Genomic DNA, 20822 nt, shown 5'->3' on the forward strand with positions numbered 1-20822 from the left:
CAGATGCCAGATGAACTGCGCCGGGTTTTAACCCGGCGAGAATGAAATAACAGATCATTATTCCTGCGCTTTATCATTCAGAATACAAAAAAAAAGCCCGTAGTCATAAACTGTTCGTTTACGACTACGGGTCGATGTACCTGACTGATTTTTTTCCTAATTCGTCTCTTTCAACGTGGACAGAAAGCTAACCACATCCCGAATTTCCCGCTTCGTGAGCAGGTACTTCATTTCGGGCATACTCGACGGGGAGTTGACGCGTTTAGCAATCTGATCTTTCCGAACCGCCGTATCGGGCTGGTCACCTACTTTTACCATCACCTCGGAATTGGTTTCGCCCTGGAGGATACCGCTGACGGTTTTGCCGTTCTTGAGCGTCAGATTAACCGTTCCAAAGCCGGGAGCCAGACGAGCACTTGGGTTGATGAGGGCTTCGAGCAACTGCTCACGAGTGAGCCGACTGGCTACGCCGTTCAGACGCGGACCGGCATTACCGCCCAGGTCATCGTATGAATGACACCGAATACATTGCGCCGTTTGGTGACGGAAAAAGATCCGGCGACCTAAATCGGGCTCTCCACCCAGCAAACTACCCTTGTAGGATGCCGCCAGCGCATCGGGTGATAGCTTGGCCGTAATGGCTTTATACCGGGATGTCAACTGGGGCGAATGGCTGCTCTCGATGGCTTCCTCCAGCTCCAGTTGAAGCTCGGGGGAGAGCGTACCCGCCGACAGTTTGGCCAGTAACGGATCGAATACCTTTTGCGAATTGGCAACAGGCAATTTACCGAGTGTCAGCAAAGCCGCCTGTTTTTCTTCCGTTGTGCGGTTATTGATCACCTCGGAAAGCAGCGTCACCATGCGATCTTTCGGCATGCTCGATTTAGCCACTAAGTCCAGTCCGGCCACGCGCACACTTTTCTCGTTGTCGGCCAGTGCCGTTTCAATCGCTTTGCTCAGTTGCTTGTCGTTTAGCGAAGCCAGCGCCCGCAGGGCAGCCACCCGCACAACCGCTTCCTTGTCGCCCGTCAACCGGCCGAATAAGGGTTCCGAAGCGTCCGTTAAATTTAGTTTTGTAATTGCTTTGATGGCACTTAGCCGCAGTGCTAATTCCTGGTGCGTCAGCAGTTTGGTGTACAGGTCGGCCGTTTTGCTTTTGACCAGGGTCGGATCACGTTCGATCACCCCCCGATAGCGCCCGTCGACTCGGTCCAGAACCGATGGCTTTGCCCATGTGCTCAGCGCTTCCATGGCTTCGGCGCGCATCGCCAGAGGAGCCCCTTCTTTCTGCGCATAGTCGATCAGGATTTGCATCGCTTCGGGCGTACCAACCCGCAGATTCGCGTTGATGGACCGGCGAATCAATGGTTCGTTGGTAAAACTTGTGCTTTGCATCACCTTCCCAAGTGCGGGCAGAGCCGCCGGAATAGATAAGTCATCGTTGATGCCCCGAGCAGCTTCCGTCACGACGAATTCATCTTTATCGGCCAGGAAAGTAGCAATACCCGGATCGTTCATTCGACGAAGGGCAACCACGGCGGCAATCCGGACGGCTTTCGACGGGCTGCTCGACAAGGCTATTACGGGAGCCGGTTTGCCAATGCGGGCCAGCGCCAGACTACCCGCATGGCGGATGTAGGCATCTTCGTCGTTGTTGGCTTCCAATAGCTGAATGATAGGCTGAATGGCGGGTTCATAGGCGATCCGCCCGAGGGCTTCAGCAGCAAAGAAGCGCGTGCGGCTGTTGGCATCTTTCAGGACCGGAATCAGGGCATCACCGGCTTCCTTATACCGAACATCACCCAACCATTTAGCCGCCTGCGCGCGAATCTCAGCGTCTTTATCCTGCAATAAAGGCAACAACAGCCTAGCATATTGTTTGTCCTGACGAGCCAGTTGGCTGATTCCCCAAATGCCATGGACACGGGCCAACTGGTTGTCGGTTTGTTTAGTAGAAGCGGTCAATACATCGACGCCTTTCGTACCCCGTTTAACGAGTTCGAACTGGGCTTTCTGCCGAACACGCATATCCGGGTTCTTCAGCAATTCGCCTAAGTCCGTTTCAGAACGGGCAGCGAATTTCTCAGCCAGTAATGCTTTGGTACGCTGACGATCAGCGGAGCCAGCCCCGGCTTTATCGTCCAGCTTCCAGATACGGCCATAATCTTTGGCATCCCAGCCATTGATCCAGTCGGCCACGTACAAGGCACCGTCGGGGCCAAAATCAATACCCGTGGCCAACACACCACCCAAAACCTTTTTCTCCTCACCCAACTCGAACGAGGCTCCTTTTGGCTTCAGTTTGAATGCGTGGATGCCTGATTTGGCCGGGTTTCCGACGAATTCAGCCACAAAAAACATGTTTTTATAGGCCGGGCTCAGGGCCGTGCCGGGATTATAGCGCATCCCTGCCGGACCACTCACATAGTTGGTAATGGTTGGGGTGATGTAAGCTGCCTGCCCCTCGAAGCGCGGTTTGTACATCTGCTCGTCCATCCAGACTTTATAGGTGTTGTTGTTCGGATCGCGGTATTTACCATACTGCCAGTTGCTGCGCCAGCCCGTATCCGACCCGTTGACGATGTACACCAGCCGCTCTTTCTCGCCCGGATGGTCGCCGTCGTTATCCTCGCTGATCAGGTTGCCGTATTCGTCGAAAACAAACTCGTGGACATTCCGGACGCCATGAGCAAAAACCTCAAAGTCACTGCCGTCGGGGTTCGACCGCACAACGACACCGCTGTTTGGGTGCTCCCATTTCTTGCCATCCGGTCCTTTGCCATTGAAACCAATGTCGCCGATTTGCCAGTAGATTTTGCCATCGGGGCCCATTTCAATCCCCGACATCCCGTGCCCACCAAACCCGACGTGAACGCCGTACCCGTGCGAAATGGACGTTTTTGTTTCGGCAATACCATCGCCATCTTTGTCTTTCATGCGCCACAGATCGGGCGCAACGGCAACGTACAAATCGTCACCATTGATCATTACGCCCCCGGCTACGTCGGTCACTTCATCATGAAAATCGTCCACGACCAGTTGCGTCTGATCAGCAACGCCGTCGCCATTCGTATCTTCGATCCGGAAGACGTTTTCTTTCTCAACGGTCATGTCGCGCCAATCGTGGGAACCATCGCCGTTGAGGTCTTTCAGCCAGTCGTTTTTCTTGCTGTTCTCCGGCGATAGCACCCGGTGGAGAAACGCCCGTTTATCTTCGATACTTTGCAGCCGGTTCGATTCGATTTCCCAATCCTGGTGACCGCGAATATCGAACTCGGTGTTTTTCTGCCGGTTCGTTCGAGTATAATAGATCCGCCCGTTTTCGTCAGTGTCGATGGCGATTGGATCGGCAACCAGCGAATCCACGCCCCACAAACGAAGGGTCAGCCCCTCGGCTAGTTCGGGGGTTACCGTCGCTTCGATGGCCTTCGCCAGAGCGGCTGCTTTTTCGGGAGCCATTCGCTTGATACGCCGGTCGATAGGGTCTTTTTCGTTCTGGTATCCGAGCAGCCCCAGCATCGGAGCCAGCGCGCACAGCCAGATTACTTTTTTGTTTGCGACTAAAAATGCCTTGCCTTTTTTCATTCTAAACAGCTGTTAACAAGTCTATTGATGGAACGTCGATCTGGCTGGTCTGGTGTAGAAAGTGGTTTAACACGCAGCCTCACAAGCTTGAAAATTGGTATTCCATCCCAGCAGTTGAAAGGCATTTCCCGGCTCACACTACTTTATTTTGGAAATATGTTTTCACGGATATGAATAACACCTGCTTTACTTATCGACTGGCGCTTGTGTAAATCAGAATGGCTTCGGGCTGAACAACAACCGATGCCTGCCCGTTCAGCAGCAATGGGGCCGCCAGGGGCCCACGCCAGACAGGGTCGGCCGAGTCCAGTAACACATGCCACTGACCATCGCTGGCGGGCAGTGTAAGCGATTGGGGCTCTAGGGAGAAATTCATCAGGCAAACGACGGTTTCCTCCACAGCAAAGGAGCCAGACTTCACTTCTTTTTTGTGCTGCCGAAGCAGGGTGAGGGTTTGCTTAAGGTCATCCACAACCACCGCGACCGACTCCCGGTCGGGGTGACGCAACGAAGATGTTTTGCGTAAACGCAACAGCGTTTGGTAGTACCGGAAAAGCGTCCGGTGTGGTTCCTGCGTGAGTCGTTGCCATTGTAATCTGGAGCGGTCAAACGTACGTTCGTCCTGCGGATCAGGAGCCTCGAAATCCGTTTGAAAATCAGCAAATTCCTTCTTTCGTCCCTGCCGAACGGCTTCTACCAGCGTGGGTTCAGAATGGCTCACGAAATACAGAAACGGATTTAGCTCGCCCCACTCCTCGCCCATAAACAGCATGGGCAGGTAAGGGCTGCTCATAACGGCACCGGCCATTAGTTTCTGCATCTCAAAACTAACCAGCTGACTGGGTCGTTCGCCCAGCATTCGGTTACCGATCTGGTCGTGGTTCTGCGAGAAGACCACAAATTGTCGCCCGGCATGACCCGCCGTCGATTTCCCAACGATTCGGGCACGCCGGGGCATATAAGTGCCGTCGTACACGTAGGCGTCCCGATACGATTTCGCCAGATCCTGCAGCCCATTGTAATCGGCATAGTAGCCGTTGCGCTCGCCACCCGCCGTAACGCGCAGGGCATGATGAAACTCATCGTTCCACTGGGCATCCATGCCATACCCATCCACCACCAGCGGATCGATGAAGCGGGTTTCGTTTTGATCGGACTCAATGATCAGGTAATGCTGCCGCCCGGTTTTCGCCATCAGCGCATCGACATACTGTTTGATCTCGCGCAGAATGTGCGTTTCGCTCTCATCACAGATGGCATGAACGGCATCCAGCCGTAGCGCATCAATGTGAAAATCCCGAAACCACATCAACACGTTTTCAATGAAAAACCGGCGCACACTATCGCTGTAATCATCATCGAAATTAAGGCCATTTCCCCAGGGCGTCTGGTGTTTGGCCGTGAAATAGGGGCCAAAGTCGCCCAGATAATTGCCTTCGGGGCCAATGTGATTGTAGACGACATCGAGTACGACGGCAAGCCCCCGGCGATGACAGGCATCGACCAGTTTCTGTAAACCCTCGGCCCCACCGTACGAATGCTGGACGGCAAAAGGGAACACCCCATCATATCCCCAGTTCCGGTTACCGGGAAACTGCGCGACAGGCATAATTTCGATGGCATTGACGCCCAGTTGCACCAGGTAATCCAGCCGGTTCTCAATCCCGGCGAATGTGCCCTCGGGTGAAAATGTGCCCGTATGAAGCTCATAAAGCAGATAATCTTCCAGCGGCAGGTTTTGCCAGTCGGCATCTGTCCAGCGGAATGAAGCGGTATCCACCGCCTGCGAAGGGCCATGTACGCCCTGGGGCTGTGCCATCGACGCCGGGTCGGGCCGTTCGAGGGTATCGTTCAGGATAAACGTGTACGTATCACCGGGTTGTAGCTGGGCCGTGGTCATCTGCCAATAAGCACCATCCTTCAGGAGGGGAAGCGTCAGTTGACGATCGCCGTGACGAAGAGCGACACTATGGGCAAAAGGAGCCCAGACCTGCGCCGTGGCGCCATCCTGCGTAAAGGTAACGCCAAGCAATCGGCGGCTTAGTAATGCCTGATTCATAGGGTATAATTGATGGTTGAGTAAGTGGTTACTCAAACAACACGCTACAGCCGCTATGTGTTGGCAGGAATAAAGTTTGACAAACTCAATCGTGCCCGTATTTACACCGCCACTTCGACGGTCGTACCCTCTTCGATGAAGACCCGGAATGTTCCGCCCAACTCCTGAGCGCGGGTTTCCATGTTGCGCAGGCCATAGTGATGGCTGGATACGGCGCCATTCGTCCAGCTAAATCCCTGCCCATTGTCATGTATACGAAGGTTGATATGCCCGTCGGCCTCAACGAACAATTTTACAATGGCCTCTGTGGCTCTGGCATGCTTCACAACATTATTGAGGGCTTCCTGCACGATTCGAAACAAGTTCAGCACCTGCGATGAACTCAGTTTATAAGCCTGCGAGCCCGACACCTGAACGTCGACATGAAGACCATCCGTTTCATGCACGTAGCGGTTGATATACTGGTTGAGCCGTTCGGCAAACTCTTCTACCGTGAAGCTTTCCTGATGAATGGCCCAGATCGTTTCGCGCAGAAGCTTCACCGCTTCGCGCGTGTGTGTGACAATGGTCCGCAGCTGGATAGACAAGCGCTGCCCGTCGGCAATGGGTGTTTTTTCGGCCTGATCGCTGATATGGGTCAGGTTTGTTACCACAAAGGCCAGGTGCGCGCCTACGTTGTCGTGCAAATCGCGGGCAATGCGTTCCTTCTCAACCAGCAGGTTATTTTTCAGCCCTAACGTCTGCACTTCGGCTTCGTATGTACGTTGCTGCTGAACGGTACGTTCTTTGATCAGTTTTTCGGTCTGGTCGCGGTCCAGCTTATACCGGTACGCCAACCCGATCATGAGTACCAGCACTTCAAACAAAGCAGCCGGCGCGTAGTAGGCAAAGCAGGACACTGGCTGATAGGTAGGCAACAAGCCAAAATTGGCAAAGACCAAGCCAAGGTTAAGCGTGTAGAAGGGTAAAATAGCAACCAGATAAAGCCAACCCTCCTGGACATGATACCGCCGTATGATACTGATTGTGATGTAGGCCACAATAACCGGCAGCGGTAGCCAGTAAAGAGCCGTAAACAGGCGAACCAGAATAAGCTCCATCGTGGGCGACAAGGGAGTGAACCATTCGGCGGTCAGGGCAACCAGACACAGAATGCCGCTCCAGAGCACAACCGTACCAACCGTATGCCAGCGGTATGAAGGGGTATGCCGCAGATTTAGAAACTGCCGCACAAATGTTAGCTGCGAATAGAACAGGATGAGGGGAAACAGGAAGTAAACATTCTGACGGGGCATCCAGAACTGGGCCTCAAAACCAAACTGATTCAAAAAGCCATCATTGATGACAAAAAAACCTACCAGGCCCAGCAGGCAGAAAATATACCTCGAATAAATTTGATCGAACGTAGTCAGGAAGAAAATGAGGCTCATCATAGCCACAAACGTGAGGGCGAACAGCACCCCGCCCCAAAACAGATAGCTCTGCTGAACAACCGTTTCGTAGTCGGCTTCCCGAACCAGTTCAACGGGAAGTACCTGAGCACCCCGGTGTTTGACAACGCGTAAATAAGCCGTTACAGTCTGCCCGGCGGGAACCGTGAACGGAAACCAGAAGTGTCGATTGTGTAAAATTCGTTGGGTAGCCCGTGTTTTCCAGCCAATGGTTCGCGACGTTGACAAGACGTTATTCCGGGCATCAACGATAAACAACTGAAGCTCATCGAAGCACCAGAAATCAATTTCGGCAAGCCATTTCTGTGGCGTATTCACCGGGTTCTGCAACCGGAACCGGAGCCATAACGGGGTGGCGGTTTTCGTTCCTGTAATGACACCGAAGTTAGGTACGGGCGATGTTATAGGCAGAAAAGCGGACGTTTTGGCCAGTTGAATCACATCCGTAACTGTCCGGGTATGCGTAGAGTCCCGCAGATAGGCCAGCGCCCCGCGAAGTGCCGGTTGATCACCATCGGCGGGCAGCACCATAATGGGCTGGCTGCTTACTGGTTGCGCCGATACCCGTAGCCCTACCTGGCAACAAAGCAAAAATGACAGAACGAGTAGGCGCAAACGCATCATCAGTAGCAGAGGTCACCACTAATGTATAACGAGCGTAACTAATAAACAAGTAATTAGGAACAGGCCGGTAGTGAACGAAAAACCGGCAGGCCCTTTCTTTCTTTGGCCATCGGCAAAATAACAACCGAGTGAATGAGCCAATCAGGGGCACAAAAAGTCGCATGACCTGCTCATTCACTCGGTTGTTATTAACCCATTATCTGACCCATTTTCATGGCGATACCCATGTCGCCTTTAATTTTGAGTTTACCCGTCATCACGGCCATCATCGGATTCAGGTCGCCGGTACCCATTTTAACGAGATTGTCGATGCTCACCTGCAAATCGCAATCGGCGGGTTTATCATCGTTAGAAACAACAGCGGGCGACTGGGTGGCGTCGATATAAATAGGCCCCTGGTCGGTCACCAGCTTGATTGTAGCATTAATACTGTCGGCATGCGTAACTTTGGTCCGAATTTGCTCGGTTAGCTCTTGCAGAGTCATCTGATTTGGATTTCGTTGGTATAAAAGTCTTGTTAAAAGAAACTCAGCAGCGAAAATAAGGTTTCCAGGTAACGCGGACATCCTGCCCGCTTAAATTTCATGGCAGACGGTTGTCTGCGTTCTCTATGCGTTCTCAATTCTTAACTCTCCTCTGCATCCTTACCTTTCTTAGTTGTGCCTGGGGCCTGCTGGATGCCATCGTCTCGTTTGTGCAGGCAGACACCGTTTCTGAAACGGTTTACGTCGAGCAAAAAAGCACGGACCCAAAGCAGGAAAAACAGCAAAAAAAATACTTTGAAGACCGTTCGTCTGGCGATGTTCCCCTGCCCGGCGACCCTGAACAAATCGAATCGCTGGCGATCGCGCAGTTCATTTATTCACTGCTGACGCTCATCGGCGCTTTCCTGATGTTTCGGTTACGCCGGATCGGCTTCTGGATCTATGTGGCGGGAATAGCCGTCGGCCTGGTATTACCTGTCGTTCTGGCTGGCTTTGGCGCGTTGAACACCTCGTTCGGTGTTTTTTTTAGTGTAATTTTTGCGGGCTTATACTGGGTTTCGCTCAAGGAAATGAGTTAAGCGCATGACCACGTATGTAGAAAACGCGTTTTTTTCAAATAAGACTTTACAAAACAACCTAAATCGACTCCAACGGTTAGGCAGGTAATCGACGCATTGTTCAATCGAAGGCGTTATTAGATATATCCTGTTTATTATAGAACGAGTCGCATTTAGGGAAATAATTAGACAAACACCCCGGCGATTCCGTTTATATACCAAAACACGCACGTATGAACGCTTTTCGCTTACCTACACTACTCTTACTCGCCTGCTTTTTTTTACCTTCTTTTGCAGCCAGAGCCGACGATCCCGACGCAATCGTCGGCAAATGGCTTAGTTCGAAGAAAAGAAATCAGGTTCAGATCTATAAACAGGGAAACAAGTATTTTGGCAAGCTGGTCTGGATGCTGGAACCCACTTATCCGGGTACGAATAAGCCTAAACTGGACAAAGAGAACCCGAACGAAAAGTTGCGCAACCGTCCGCTTATGCAACTGGAACTGGTAACGAATCTAATCTATAAGGGCAACAACACCTGGGGAGATGGCGAGATTTATAATCCGGAAGATGGCAAAACATACAGTTGCGAAGTGTTTCTCAAAGATGCGAACTCCATTGACTTACGGGGCTACATCATGGGCCTTAGCTTCCTGGGAAAATCCAAGACCTGGACGCGGGTAAAATAAACACTACTCGACAATCCAGCGCGAGAGATGGTTGTAGCGCGCTTCCAGCACAATTTTATAGTAGCCGGTTGGCAACGCTGACACATCAACCGTGGCCGTTTGAGCATTGACGGGTACTTCAGCCAGAAGCAGATAATCATCCCGTTTACCTTCCTCGAAGTGATTTGTGGTAGAAACCCAAACTTTAACGGTTCCCTTCGGCTCAACGGCTTTCCAGTTCAGATTAAGTTTACCCGCTTCCTTTTTGACCGATGGCTCCGCAATGGACAATTTTCCCGTTAGCGGAATACCGTCCAGTTCAAACGCCTGTTCTTTGGGAATCGAGAGTTGCAGGTGACGGGCCATGGTCGGCATAATGTCAACGATACCGGGCGTGTTCTTTTTGAACTGGCTGTTCAGGTCTTTTGCATTGGTCACCATCCACGTAGCCCGTTCCCGATCCGACTGCCCGCCATGGTTCTTACCCGTATCGGCACTTCGGCCGTGATCGGTGGTAATGAATAGCTGCCAGTCTTCACCGGTCGATTTCTGCCGGTATTGAATGGCTTTCCATAGCCGTCCAATCTGATCATCCATTATCCTGACGGCTTTATAGAATTGCTCGCTATCGCCGTACTTATGCCCCATATCATCCGTATACTCCAGATACACCCACGACAAATCCGGGCTCTCATCGTGAATATACTGGCTGGCTTCATCAACCACTTTCTCGTCGATCTGGTGAATATAGTCCGACTGTTTATCGTGGCGATAAAGCAGCGTATCGCGCTCCAGCCCATCGAACGAATAGTCGATGCGTAGATTGCCCGTTTGTGGTAGGTCCTCGCCAACGAGCTTGGTTCGGTTGTCGAGCCAGGTTGAAAAGATAGCCGTGCGTTTTTGCGGATACTGGCTTTCGAAAAAGCGAAAGATCGTCCAGTACTGGTAATTGGGCGCTTTTATGCTGTTATCCCAAACATTATGCTTGTTCACCCAGGTACCAGTAAGCAGGCTGTTATAGCCCACCGCCGAAATGGTTGGCGTCTGGGAATACGTATTTTTTTGACCACCCACATACGCCCTGGCATACCCTCCTTCTTTAGCAATAGCATCCAGATTAGGCGTTGGCTGCTTCTCGATCACATCCGACGGAATCCCATCGACAATAACGAATAGAGCTTTTCGGGGTTTGTTCTGCCCCCAACTGTAGGAAGCTAAAAGCAGGCCGCAGACAAGGAGAAAGTAGGATGTAAAGCGTTGTGGCATCGGCATAAGAGAAACGCCAAAGTAACGATATGGCAACGTATCATCGAAATACCTGGCTAAAATTTCACAACTTCATAATATCATTAGGCGCTGTTAGTACGATGAACCCTTTGGTTTTACTGCCAACCACACCAACCCCCTCCTGTTTTAAGTGGGGCCAGAAAAAGGATACCCCGTTACAAAGATTCCGTCAAGGGCACCGTTACAAGCACAGGTCTAGACTAAGAGTACCCCGTTACAAAGCCCCCTCCTTTTTTCAAGGGGGGGGTCGGGGGTGGTGAAATCAACCTTTAAAACCCAATCGAATTACCCCCATCGACTGGCAATGAAACGCCCGTAATGTACTTGGCCGCATCGGAAGCCATAAATACGGCAGCCCAGCCAATGTCGTCGGGCTGGCCAAATTTCCCCATGGGTGTCCGGCGCATGGCACGGGCAAACCGGTCCGGGTCGCCCCCCATGGCGGTTTTGCTCATGGCCGTTTCGATGAACCCCGGTGCAATGGCATTGACCCGAACGCCGTTGCCCGAAAACTCCGATGCCAGCACTTTCACCATGCCTTCCACACCCGATTTCGAGGCCGCATAGGCCGCCACCCGGTCGATCCCGTAATAGGCGGCCATCGAAGAGATCATGATGATTGATCCTTGCTGACGGGCCATCATGCGTCGGGCGCAGGCCCGTGTCAAACTGAAAACCGAATTCAGATTTGTATGGACAATGCGATCAAAATCTTCATCTGTAACCTCTAGAGCCGGTTTTTTCATATTGATTCCGGCATTATTAACTAAGATATCGATGGGCCCGTGAGCGACTTCGATCTGTTCCACCAGGCCATCCAGTAGGGATCGTTCGGTCACGTCGTTGACCACATAATGCGCCCGGTCACCCAGCCTGTCGGTGGCTTCCTGAAGGGCTTGCTCCCTCCGACCCGTTATGACAACCGTAGCCCCCGCCTGCACCATACAGCGGGCAATATCGAAACCGATACCGCTGCCACCACCGGTGATAAGGGCCAACTTGCCTGCGAGCGAAAAAACGGATTGATCGGAGACCGATTGCGGTACTGCCTGCGTGTTCTGTTGGTTTTCCACTAGCGTAATTTATAAATTTCGGATAATCGTTTTACGTCGTCCAGCGTCCGGTCGGGTTTCCGAAACGGAACAGGAATTGGTTTTTTCGAGTACGTCTGTAAATACAGAACCCAGGAATCCCGCCACCAGATAGCTTCCTTATGTTGGGTGGTCAGGCGACCCGTTACATCGGCAAATAGTTGCGGGTCGACCGCCGGTTTTACCAGCGCCCATTGCTGCTGCATCCAGCTAACCGAATCGGCGCCGGTGTAAAAATGGGTACACAGTTCATCCCAGAGTATTCTTCCGGTGGTCAGCTTTTTCGTCCAGGGCACATGATGAAACCAGAGCAGGTAAGGCAGTGGGCAGGTGTCCGGGTTTTGCCAGATTTTCTGCACTTCCGGGCGATACTGCGCCAGGGCATTACTTCCCGTTGCCGTCCGGTCGAAACCCAAGCCGATTGAATCAGCCCGGTGATAATAAATGGCGGTCCAGTCAGGGCGAGGGCTTTTTTCCTGCCAGGGTTCGGGTGCAAAATGAACGCCCGCCCACGGCCGCGACAGGCCCAATGGGGTGTTGTAACGGACGTAAATAGTCCGTGATCGAAGCATCAGGTCCGTAATTGTTTTTACGGCTTTCGGCTCGCTGGTCAGCGTCATCTTGACCCATTCGTCCGCAATTTCCTCCGATGACAGGGTATGATCCCACGCCAGTCGGCCATAGGCATACCAGTTGGCCTGCGCCATGGGGTTGCCTGTCCAGTTCCGGTCGGAGCCAGTGTTCGCTACCCCCGCAATGGCCGTCATGGTATACTGGTGCAGGCTGCCATCGATCACATTTGCTACGGTTGAGGCTGCCCCTTTGTCTTTGACGTGGGTATCCGTATCCAGACATTCTTTAAAGAGGGGTGCTTCATATACCCAATGCGTTGCGAAACCGAGGTACTCCTGCGTAATCTGAAACTCCATGGCCAGGGGCGTTTTGGGCATGTTGCCAAACAGGGGCGAGAACGGCTCACGAGGCTGAAAATCAATAGGCCCGTTCTTCACCTGGACAATCACCTTCTTGTCGAACGTTCCATCCAGGGGCGTAAACTCTTCGTAAGCCGCCTTGAAGCGGTCGGCCTTAGGATCAGCTTTATACACAAAGGCCCGCCATAACACAATGCCGTCGTACGGCTTGAGGGCTTCGGCCAGCATGTTGGCCCCGTCGGCATGGGTACGGCCGTAATCCTGCGGACCGGGCTCACCTTCGGAATTAGCTTTGACCAGAAAGCCACCAAAATCAGGAATGGCTTTGTAAATCTCGTTGGTTTTATCGGCCCACCATTTCCGCACCTCCGGGTCAAGCGGATCCGCGGTTTTCAGGCCGCCAATGGTTTTGGGAGCCGGGAAATAGATGGATAAATAAATCCGGATGCCGTAGGGCCGGAACACATTCGCCAGAGCCGCGACCTTTTCAATGTACTCCTCCGTCAGGAAACGGGCGCTGGCATTGACGTTGTTGACCACGGTTCCGTTGATTCCCAGCGATGCATTGGTACGGGCATAATCCCGATACCGTGGGTCGACGGTGGCCGGTAGTTCGTACCATTTCCAGAGCGACTCTCCCGCATATCCGCGTTCGATGGTGCCGTTGGTGTTGTCCCAGTGATTCAGCATTCGATACTGAATTTTCGGGTTACTGGTTACGGAAAGATTGTCAATGGACTGCCCCGTTTGTACCTGTCGCAGCAGGGCAAAAACGCCATACAATAGGCCCGCATCGGTCTTACCGGAAATCGTCAGGTTGCCCGTTTTCCGACTGGTTAACTGGTAGCCATCGTTCAGCAGTTTCCGAGCATCGATGGCGGGTGCCGTTATGACGGCTAAGACAATTCCCCCCGTTCGGTTACCCGCATTGGCGACAATAGGAATGGATTTACCCAGTAAGCCCTGCAAACCGGACTGAAGCTCCTGAGCGGCCGATGTCAGGACCGGACTTGTGCCGTTTACGGCAATAAACTGTGCCGACCGGGCGTATGCATTGCGTTGAGCTACATCCTTGATGAGGTCATATTTGAGCCATAATCGGTAACCGTCGTCCGCAAAAGAAAGCGTACTGATCAGCAACAGACAAAATAGTATTCGTTTCATTCTCCGGGAAAGTTATCAGCGATTAAACACGCTATGTAGCTAAACTTCGCTCAATACCCATTTCCAGACCGCGCAATTCTGCCAGTCCGCGCAGTCGGCCGATCGCCGAGTAGCCGGGGTACGTTTTCTTGTGCAAGTCGTCGAGCATCTGGTGACCGTGATCGGGGCGCATGGGAATAGCCGATTCGCCGACGCCCTGTTGCGCCCGCCGTTTTTGTTCCAGCACAATGGCTTTCACCACGGCATACATATCGACATCACCCGCCAGATGATCCGCTTCGTGAAAATTACCGGGCCGGGCCGACGTTTCGGCTGTTTCGCGCTTCGTTGTCCGCAGATGAATGAAGTGAATCCGTTCGCCAAACCGCTGAATCATGCCCGGCAGATCATTATCGGGGCGAATACCCAACGAACCCGTACAGAACGTAATGCCATTGGCGGTTACGTCGCAGGCGTTCAGTAGCTGGGTAAGGTCGGCTTCTGTACTAACGACGCGGGGCAACCCCAGCAACGGATATGGGGGATCGTCGGGATGAATGCACAGATTTACGCCCACCTCCTGCGCTACCGGCGCTACCTGTTGAATAAAGTAATAGAGATTCTGGCGAAGTTCGGTATCACCGATGGACGCATACTCGTTCAATAAACCCTGAAACGTATCGAGGGTAAAGGCTTCTTCAGAACCGGGCAAACCCAGCAGCACAACGTTCGACAATTCGGCAATCTGTTCCGCCGTCATTTGCCCGAACTTCTGGTGGGCCGATTCAATGATTTCAGGCTCGTAGTCGATCTCGGCATCAGGGCGTTTAAGAATGCACAGGTCGAAGATGGCGAAGTCTTGCCAAACAAACTGTAGCGCCCGCGAGCCGTCGGGCATTTCGTAGTTAAGGTTCGTGCGGGACCAGTCCAGCACCGGCATGAAGTTATAGCAAACGGTTTTGATACCGCAAGCGGCCAGGTTTCGGATCGACTGCTTATAGGTCTCGATATAGTCAATTCGGGTCGGTCGGCCTTTCTTAATGTCCTCATGAACGGGCAAGCTCTCCACCACTGCCCACTGCAAGGGTGAATACTGATGATTATTGGCTTCAACGAGCTCTTTCCGTTCGGTTATCGCGTCAATCGTCCATAATTGGCCCACCGGAATCTGGTGCAGCGCCGTAACGACGCCTGCGCAACCCGCCTGCCGGATATCCATCAATGAAACCGGGTCGTTTGGCCCGAACCACCGCATGGTTTGTAACATTCCCATTTTTTACCCTATTAGACTTATTTTTAATTTCCTTGCTGGAATGGTTGCACCCACGGGCTTCAGCCCGTGCTGTTGATAGATTAAAAACACGGACTGAAGCCCGTGGGTACAACCACAACTACTCTTCTTTCAATTTAAACGCCCGCTTTGCAAACTCCAGAAAGACGGGCCAGTCGAGTATGTCGACATGGCCTCCTTCGTGATTCCGAAAAGCCAGATCACCGTCGATGAGGGCGACATCGGGGGCGGGCATCTCGGTTGTCCCAACACCCTTCTTACCGAGCAAGGCATAAACCGGACTGGCGCCAACACAGGCCAGAAACTCGCCTTTGGGGTCGGACCAACTGTCTTTTGTGCCGCCCGTAATAAACAGGGGCCGGGGTGCAATGAGCGCCATTAATTCGTGGGCATCAACGGGCATTGCGGCCCAGTTGCCGCTGTATTTCAAAAAGTTTCCCGCCATCCAATGATATTCACCGGAACCCGCTACGTTGTCGATCGTTTCCCCATAATTGCGTTTTTCCAGCGAAGCGCCCATCGACCCGGAGCAACTGGAGAAAACGATGGCCCAACGCGTATCCAGCGCGCCGGCCAGCATAGCCGTTTTACCCCAACGCGAATGCCCCTGAATGCCGATCTGTCTGGCATTGATATCGTTGTCTTTCTCGAAGTGATCGAGTACCCGACTAAGACCCCAGCTCCAGGCCGCCAGCACACCCCAATCGTCAGGTTTTCGGTCTTTTCCTTCGTTCATAAGCCCGATAATACCTTCGTGTAAACCGGCTCCACTGTCCATCTGAATGGCTCCCGTGTTGACAAGGGCGACGGCCCAGCCCGCATCGATCAGTTTTTCGATACTGGGTAACGGTTGTGGAAATGAGCCCCATACAATAACCATCATTGGAATTTTGCCTTTCGCATTAACCGGTCGGTAGTAGGTGACGGGAATACTCGGTGTTGCCGCCGGGTACCGGGCGTTGTCGATACGACCAAGCAGCATTTTTCGGAGCGCCTTACCGGCCAGAACCGTGCTATCGATTCCCGTTGGGCCAAAGGTCACACCAGGCGTATTGATAGGCGTTTTGCCGTAAATCTCTGTCAGATAATCCGTCAGAATTTCAGGTCGACGTTGTTTCCACCAGGTAGCTGCGTTCGTGACGGGCTTGCCGTTTTTCAACACCAGCGGGTCAGGAAGTTTGTAGTTACTGGCTATCGCTTCGTCGTAATTTGACCAAATGCCCCATCCTGACCGAACGTGCGTATAACCCGAGTCATCGAACCAGTTGCCAGATCCCTCTTTCGGTTTGAGATGCGGTGGTCGTTTGGGGTCATCGGCAGGAGGTGGAAGAGCTGGCAGTTTCAGATGGAGTTTGTCCATCATTTTCTGCCAATCCTCCTGGCTGGCAGCCCGCATTTTAGTCATATACGCCGTCCGTTCGTCCGGCGTCATTTTCTGAAAGTCGGGCGATTGGGCATGTAGGCTGGCAGTTGACAGAAAACACATGATGCCAACACAAAACAGCCGTTGGCAGAGGTGATTGAGTGATGGACGATTTTTCATGTTTAGGTAGAGGATTGGCAGCGTGCTGGCAGAAAGGGGGTCTGATGGCGCGAACGTCTTCGTTCGTGCCAGCTATGAACCGGCCTCTGGCCGACCAGCTACGATTTCCTAACGGCCAGAGGCCGGTTCATAGCTGGCACGAACGAAGACGTTCGCGCCATCAAGGCTGTCAAGCACGAGCCTTCACCCGGCTGAAAACGAAAATATACAACATCGTCCAAGCGGCTAAATAGGCAAATCCGGCGATGTAGAAAATAATGTAATAGCCTTCCGAAAGGCTTCCAAGCGCCTTAAAATGATCCAGAATGCGCCCTACAATCATGGGAAATACGGCCCCGCCCAACGTACCGGCCATGGTGCCCAAACCAACGACCCGACTGATTACCTGTTTTGGAAACTGGTCGGCAGCAACCGTAAAAATATTGGCCGACCACGCCTGGTGAGCGGCTACGGCCAGCGATAAAATGGCAATAACCGGCCACATACTGTTCATCTGGCTAATCAACATAACGGGCATCACACAAATGGCAAACAGAGCCATCGACCATTGCCGCGCCCGTGTTGGATGCCAGCCTTTGCGAATCAGCATCGACGAGAGCCAGCCACCCCCAACGCTGCCGATGGTGGCGGCCAGGTAAATAACGATCAACGGAAGACCCAGCTTTTTAAGGTCGAGGTGGTAGATATTAGCCAGATACGAAGGCAGCCAGAACAGAAAAAACCACCAGATCGGGTCCGTTAAGAGCTTGCCACTCATGAATCCCCAGATGGCCTTGTTGGCGAAAATCGGATAACGGGGTTCCGGTTTATCGGCCAGCAGATCCGTGGCGGCAGCATCACCGGCAATGGTTGCGTCAACGGGATCGGATGTGATATAGGTTAATTCAGCAGTACTTACACGCTTATGCCGGGCAGGGACTTCGTAATAAAACCACCAGGCCACAATCCAGAGGAAACCCAGCGCACCTGTGAGAATGAATGTCATCTGCCAGCCCAGCATCAGGGCCAGGGGCGGCACAATAGCGGGTGCAACCACCGCGCCGATGTTGGCACCGGAATTAAAAATACCCACCGCCAGCGCCCGCTCTTTCTGCGGAAACCACTCGGCTACGGTCTTGATCGAAGCGGGGAAGTTACCAGCCTCGCCAATGCCCAGCATGGCTCGGGCAACCATGAATCCGGCCGTACCACCCGCCAGCGCGTGGCCCATGGCGGCCAGACTCCAGACCAGAATAGCCCCGATGTAGCCCAGTTTGGTGCCGACCCGATCGATGATGTAGCCGGCCAGCAACGTTGTCGCTCCGTAGAAAAACGTAAAGACGGTGACAAGGTCACCATAATCCGTTTCACTCCAGTTAAACTCCTTTTCTAAAACGGGCTTCAGCAGACTCATGACCTGCCGGTCGAGATAGTTGATCGTTGTTGCAAAAAAGAGGAGCGCAACAATTATCCAGCGATAATTGCTGGAGGTGGGCAACGTACCACCGGTAGGCCGCAGGACATCGGCAGCAACGGGAGTGGGTTTTGTCGTCAAAGGAACAGGTCGATTAGGATGAGTGTCTGTCAGATTACTCTAAAACACGATTAGCCCGGTTAAATACTGTATGCAGCCGATGGATGAATGCACCTGAGCTGTTCGAGCCAGTTCAGCTAAAGGAAATCACAGGTCGATGGGGAATCAGTGGACTTTATCCACAGATAAAAAAGTTATCCACACGTTTACGCGTAAACGTGCCTACTTATCCACATTGACATGACCAGAATGAAGCCATTTTCAGACAGGATGAACAAATTTTGTCCGAAACCCAGACGGGTTCATTCTGTCCGAAAAACTTACTACACAAAGAACGGCACGTCTTTCGGAGCGTATTTGCGCATGCCTTCTTCGTTGATCTCGACCCCGATACCCGGCTTGTTCGATAACGGAATAAATCCTTTCTCGACCATTGGCCCGTCGAAGGTGACGATCTCCTTGAACATAGGCTCTTCGTGGAAGTAAATCTGCCACTCCAGAATCAGGAAGTTCGGCACGGACGCGCACACGTGGCTCGATGCCATCGCGCCCAGATACGAAGCCACCATGTGCGGAGCAAACGGCACGTAGTACAGATTGGCCAGGTTGGCAATCCGTTGCGCTTCGCCCAAGCCACCCGCTTTCTGCAAATCAGGCATGATAATGTCGACGGCTCCTATTTCGAGAAGCTTACGGAAACCATGCGCCAGGTAATGGTTCTCGCCCGCACAGATCGGCGTGTTCGACGCTTCCCGAATTTGCTTGTAGGCTTCGGGGTTTTCGGCCGGGATGGGCTCTTCCAGAAACAGCAGGTTCAGGGGTTCCATCATCTTGGCCACCCGTCGACCTGTAGGCACATCATACTTCCCGTGCATATCCACGCAAATGTCGATTTTTGGCCCAACGGCTTTTCGGACACCCGCAATCTGGTTGTACATCCGTTCCAGTTCGCCGGGGCTGGCGGTCCAGTTGTAGGAATCGTATTTGTTCGGGTCATTGCGCTCGTCGATATCGTATTTCACCGCTGTGAATCCCATGTCGACGGCTCGTTTGGCACTTTTTCCAAAAGCGTCGGCGCTGGTATCCGTTTCCCGATAAGCACCGGTATCGCAGTAAACCCGGATTTTGTCCCGAAACTTACCACCCAGCAGCTGGTATACGGGCATGCCAAGGGCTTTGCCTGTCAGGTCCCAAAGGGCTGTTTCTACGGCCGACAATACAGCGATGTACATACCAGCCTGCGCCCCTTCGAAAAAACCGGCCTTCCGAATATCTTCGAACAACCGATTGACATTGAGCGGACTTTTGCCTTTGATCCGTTCGCCCATCATTTTCACCAGGTGATAGGTTCCGGGCGTAGCGTCAACACCTTCGCCACAGCCCCAGATGCCCTGGTTGGTATGAATTTTAACGAACAGGCTATGGCCACCCCGGGTAAACCCGCATTTAATATCAGTAATCTTCAGGTCGGAGGGAGCCGACGACAGGGGCGCGTTATGAACGGCGGTTTCGAGTCCCTCACCGAACGTTGCTAACGTACTGGCGGCTAAGGCACTGGCAATGGCTCCTTTGGTTAAGAAAGAACGACGGGATGTTGTCATGATTTAGGAAAGGAATAGGTATTGGGATATGTACCGAACAGCTTACCAGGTACGGGTTTTGAGGTATTCCTGAATTTGCTCTTTCGGGACGGGCAGTTCGCTGACGTGGGCGTTTAGCCACTGCGAAAAATCCTTCTCGATTGCATCCGACCAGCGCGAATCGATCTGACCCGGGGTGTACTTCTGCTCCCGCAACCGCAAATGGCCGAACATATCCCGCAACCGGATAATCTCCGACGTTTTCACCACTTTCTCAGCCAGATGGGGCGGAATGAACGCCACACCGCCATCACGGCCCAGTACAATGTCGCCGGGCATAACCATGACCTTTCCAATGCGCGTCGGGCGATTGATGCCCACCAGCGTGGTATTCAGATTACCCTCCGGGTTGTGGTGCGATGGGTGATAACTTCGGAAATACGACGTAAACCCGCCAATCTCCTTTAGTCCAGCTACATCCCGAAGGGCTCCTTCGTAGACAATACCATTTCCGGTTTTGGCGTAAATCGAATTGCCCAGATTATCGCCAATGGTTGGCCCATCTTCATGCATACCAAACTGGTCGACCACATACACGTCCCCTTTTACGAGCATGTCGATCGGCCAGGCGTTCTGTGATTTTACCCGGCCATCTTTGGTATGTCCTTTTTCGTCGGTTACCCGATGTACATCCGGACGGCCAGGCATAAACGTTGCGGTCAGGGCGCGGCCCACGAGTACACTATCGGGGTTGATCGTTTGCCAGTCACCGGCATACTGATACCGGTAATTTTCGCCTTTCATGACGGCCCAGGCTTCTTCGTGAGTGACGAGCTTCATCCGTTTTATGATCGCATCGGGCACTTTTGGGCGTCCATCGGGGAAACGCTCCCCTTTCCAGTCGGGTGTGAGGAAGATGAGTTCTTCCTTGGAAATCTGCTGCGCAACGGACACCGACGCCAAGCCGGTCAGCACCAACACAGCGATCATTAAGATTACCTTTTTCATTCAAA

The 20822-nt window shown here is 52.7% G+C and carries 14 protein-coding genes; 2 read left to right on the top strand and 12 right to left on the bottom strand.

Going from position 1 to position 20822, the window contains the following annotated elements:
• Nucleotides 1–156: 156 nt before the first annotated feature.
• The 4 genes from ACYVAM_RS11860 to ACYVAM_RS11875 all read right to left on the bottom strand — a co-directional run bounded on the left by ACYVAM_RS11860 (nucleotide 157) and on the right by ACYVAM_RS11875 (nucleotide 8204).
• Nucleotides 157–3585 (bottom strand): HEAT repeat domain-containing protein, encoded by a 3429-nt coding sequence (locus tag ACYVAM_RS11860; RefSeq protein ID WP_461067170.1) that lies wholly within the window; start codon nucleotides 3583–3585, stop codon nucleotides 157–159.
• A gap of 190 nt (nucleotides 3586–3775) precedes the next feature.
• Nucleotides 3776–5644 (bottom strand): malto-oligosyltrehalose trehalohydrolase, encoded by a 1869-nt coding sequence (gene treZ, locus ACYVAM_RS11865; RefSeq protein ID WP_461067172.1) that lies wholly within the window; start codon nucleotides 5642–5644, stop codon nucleotides 3776–3778.
• A gap of 101 nt (nucleotides 5645–5745) precedes the next feature.
• A complete protein-coding gene (locus tag ACYVAM_RS11870; protein ID WP_461067174.1) occupies nucleotides 5746–7719 on the bottom strand; it encodes a sensor histidine kinase in 1974 nt (657 codons plus the stop codon).
• Nucleotides 7720–7907: 188 nt separating this feature from the next.
• Nucleotides 7908–8204, bottom strand: coding sequence for an SCP2 sterol-binding domain-containing protein (locus ACYVAM_RS11875; protein ID WP_461067176.1), 297 nt, complete (start codon nucleotides 8202–8204; stop codon nucleotides 7908–7910).
• A 125-nt stretch (nucleotides 8205–8329) separates the two neighbouring features.
• Here ACYVAM_RS11875 and ACYVAM_RS11880 point away from each other — a divergent pair, with 125 nt between their 5' ends.
• On the top strand, nucleotides 8330–8782 hold the full coding sequence (locus ACYVAM_RS11880) for a hypothetical protein (RefSeq protein ID WP_461067178.1): 453 nt from the start codon (nucleotides 8330–8332) through the stop codon (nucleotides 8780–8782).
• Between the two features lie 212 nt (nucleotides 8783–8994).
• The gene (locus ACYVAM_RS11885; protein ID WP_461067180.1) at nucleotides 8995–9450 is read left to right on the top strand and encodes a DUF2147 domain-containing protein; all 456 of its coding nucleotides are present in this window, start codon (nucleotides 8995–8997) and stop codon (nucleotides 9448–9450) included.
• A gap of 3 nt (nucleotides 9451–9453) precedes the next feature.
• Here the strand turns inward: ACYVAM_RS11885 and ACYVAM_RS11890 are convergent, their stop codons facing one another.
• The 8 genes from ACYVAM_RS11890 to ACYVAM_RS11925 all read right to left on the bottom strand — a co-directional run bounded on the left by ACYVAM_RS11890 (nucleotide 9454) and on the right by ACYVAM_RS11925 (nucleotide 20817).
• Nucleotides 9454–10695, bottom strand: a complete 1242-nt coding sequence (locus tag ACYVAM_RS11890) for an alkaline phosphatase family protein (RefSeq protein WP_461067182.1) — start codon at nucleotides 10693–10695, stop codon at nucleotides 9454–9456.
• Nucleotides 10696–10985: 290 nt separating this feature from the next.
• Entirely contained in the window at nucleotides 10986–11789 is an 804-nt protein-coding gene (locus tag ACYVAM_RS11895) for an SDR family NAD(P)-dependent oxidoreductase (protein ID WP_461067184.1), read from the bottom strand.
• Nucleotides 11789–13903 carry an alpha-glucuronidase family glycosyl hydrolase gene (locus ACYVAM_RS11900; RefSeq protein ID WP_461067186.1) on the bottom strand — a complete coding sequence of 705 codons (2115 nt, stop codon included), beginning with the start codon at nucleotides 13901–13903 and terminating at the stop codon, nucleotides 11789–11791. The genes ACYVAM_RS11895 and ACYVAM_RS11900 overlap by 1 nt, the downstream gene beginning before the upstream one ends.
• Before the next feature lie 31 nt (nucleotides 13904–13934).
• A complete protein-coding gene (gene uxuA, locus ACYVAM_RS11905; RefSeq protein WP_461067188.1) occupies nucleotides 13935–15155 on the bottom strand; it encodes a mannonate dehydratase in 1221 nt (406 codons plus the stop codon).
• A gap of 118 nt (nucleotides 15156–15273) precedes the next feature.
• The gene (locus ACYVAM_RS11910) at nucleotides 15274–16716 is read right to left on the bottom strand and encodes an alpha/beta hydrolase family protein (protein WP_461067190.1); all 1443 of its coding nucleotides are present in this window, start codon (nucleotides 16714–16716) and stop codon (nucleotides 15274–15276) included.
• A 169-nt stretch (nucleotides 16717–16885) separates the two neighbouring features.
• Nucleotides 16886–18214, bottom strand: a complete 1329-nt coding sequence (locus ACYVAM_RS11915; protein ID WP_461068316.1) for an MFS transporter — start codon at nucleotides 18212–18214, stop codon at nucleotides 16886–16888.
• A 338-nt stretch (nucleotides 18215–18552) separates the two neighbouring features.
• Nucleotides 18553–19830 carry a mandelate racemase/muconate lactonizing enzyme family protein gene (locus ACYVAM_RS11920; protein ID WP_461067192.1) on the bottom strand — a complete coding sequence of 426 codons (1278 nt, stop codon included), beginning with the start codon at nucleotides 19828–19830 and terminating at the stop codon, nucleotides 18553–18555.
• A gap of 42 nt (nucleotides 19831–19872) precedes the next feature.
• A complete protein-coding gene (locus ACYVAM_RS11925; RefSeq protein ID WP_461067194.1) occupies nucleotides 19873–20817 on the bottom strand; it encodes an RraA family protein in 945 nt (314 codons plus the stop codon).
• Nucleotides 20818–20822 lie beyond the last annotated feature (5 nt).

It is taken from the genome of Spirosoma horti, from assembly GCF_054776595.1.

Bases quoted from the DNA above. Each gene is read 5' to 3' on its own strand.
- ACYVAM_RS11925 (WP_461067194.1), bottom strand. From the start codon at position 20,817: ATGAAAAAGGTAATCTTAATGATCGCTGTGTTGGTGCTGACCGGCTTG.
- ACYVAM_RS11910 (WP_461067190.1), bottom strand. From the start codon at position 16,716: ATGAAAAATCGTCCATCACTCAATCACCTCTGCCAACGGCTGTTTTGT.
- ACYVAM_RS11860 (WP_461067170.1), bottom strand. From the start codon at position 3,585: ATGAAAAAAGGCAAGGCATTTTTAGTCGCAAACAAAAAAGTAATCTGG.
- ACYVAM_RS11885 (WP_461067180.1), top strand. From the start codon at position 8,995: ATGAACGCTTTTCGCTTACCTACACTACTCTTACTCGCCTGCTTTTTT.
- ACYVAM_RS11880 (WP_461067178.1), top strand. From the start codon at position 8,330: ATGCGTTCTCAATTCTTAACTCTCCTCTGCATCCTTACCTTTCTTAGT.
- ACYVAM_RS11900 (WP_461067186.1), bottom strand. From the start codon at position 13,903: ATGAAACGAATACTATTTTGTCTGTTGCTGATCAGTACGCTTTCTTTT.
- uxuA (WP_461067188.1), bottom strand. From the start codon at position 15,155: ATGGGAATGTTACAAACCATGCGGTGGTTCGGGCCAAACGACCCGGTT.
- ACYVAM_RS11920 (WP_461067192.1), bottom strand. From the start codon at position 19,830: ATGACAACATCCCGTCGTTCTTTCTTAACCAAAGGAGCCATTGCCAGT.
- ACYVAM_RS11870 (WP_461067174.1), bottom strand. From the start codon at position 7,719: ATGATGCGTTTGCGCCTACTCGTTCTGTCATTTTTGCTTTGTTGCCAG.
- treZ (WP_461067172.1), bottom strand. From the start codon at position 5,644: ATGAATCAGGCATTACTAAGCCGCCGATTGCTTGGCGTTACCTTTACG.
- ACYVAM_RS11890 (WP_461067182.1), bottom strand. From the start codon at position 10,695: ATGCCACAACGCTTTACATCCTACTTTCTCCTTGTCTGCGGCCTGCTT.
- ACYVAM_RS11875 (WP_461067176.1), bottom strand. From the start codon at position 8,204: ATGACTCTGCAAGAGCTAACCGAGCAAATTCGGACCAAAGTTACGCAT.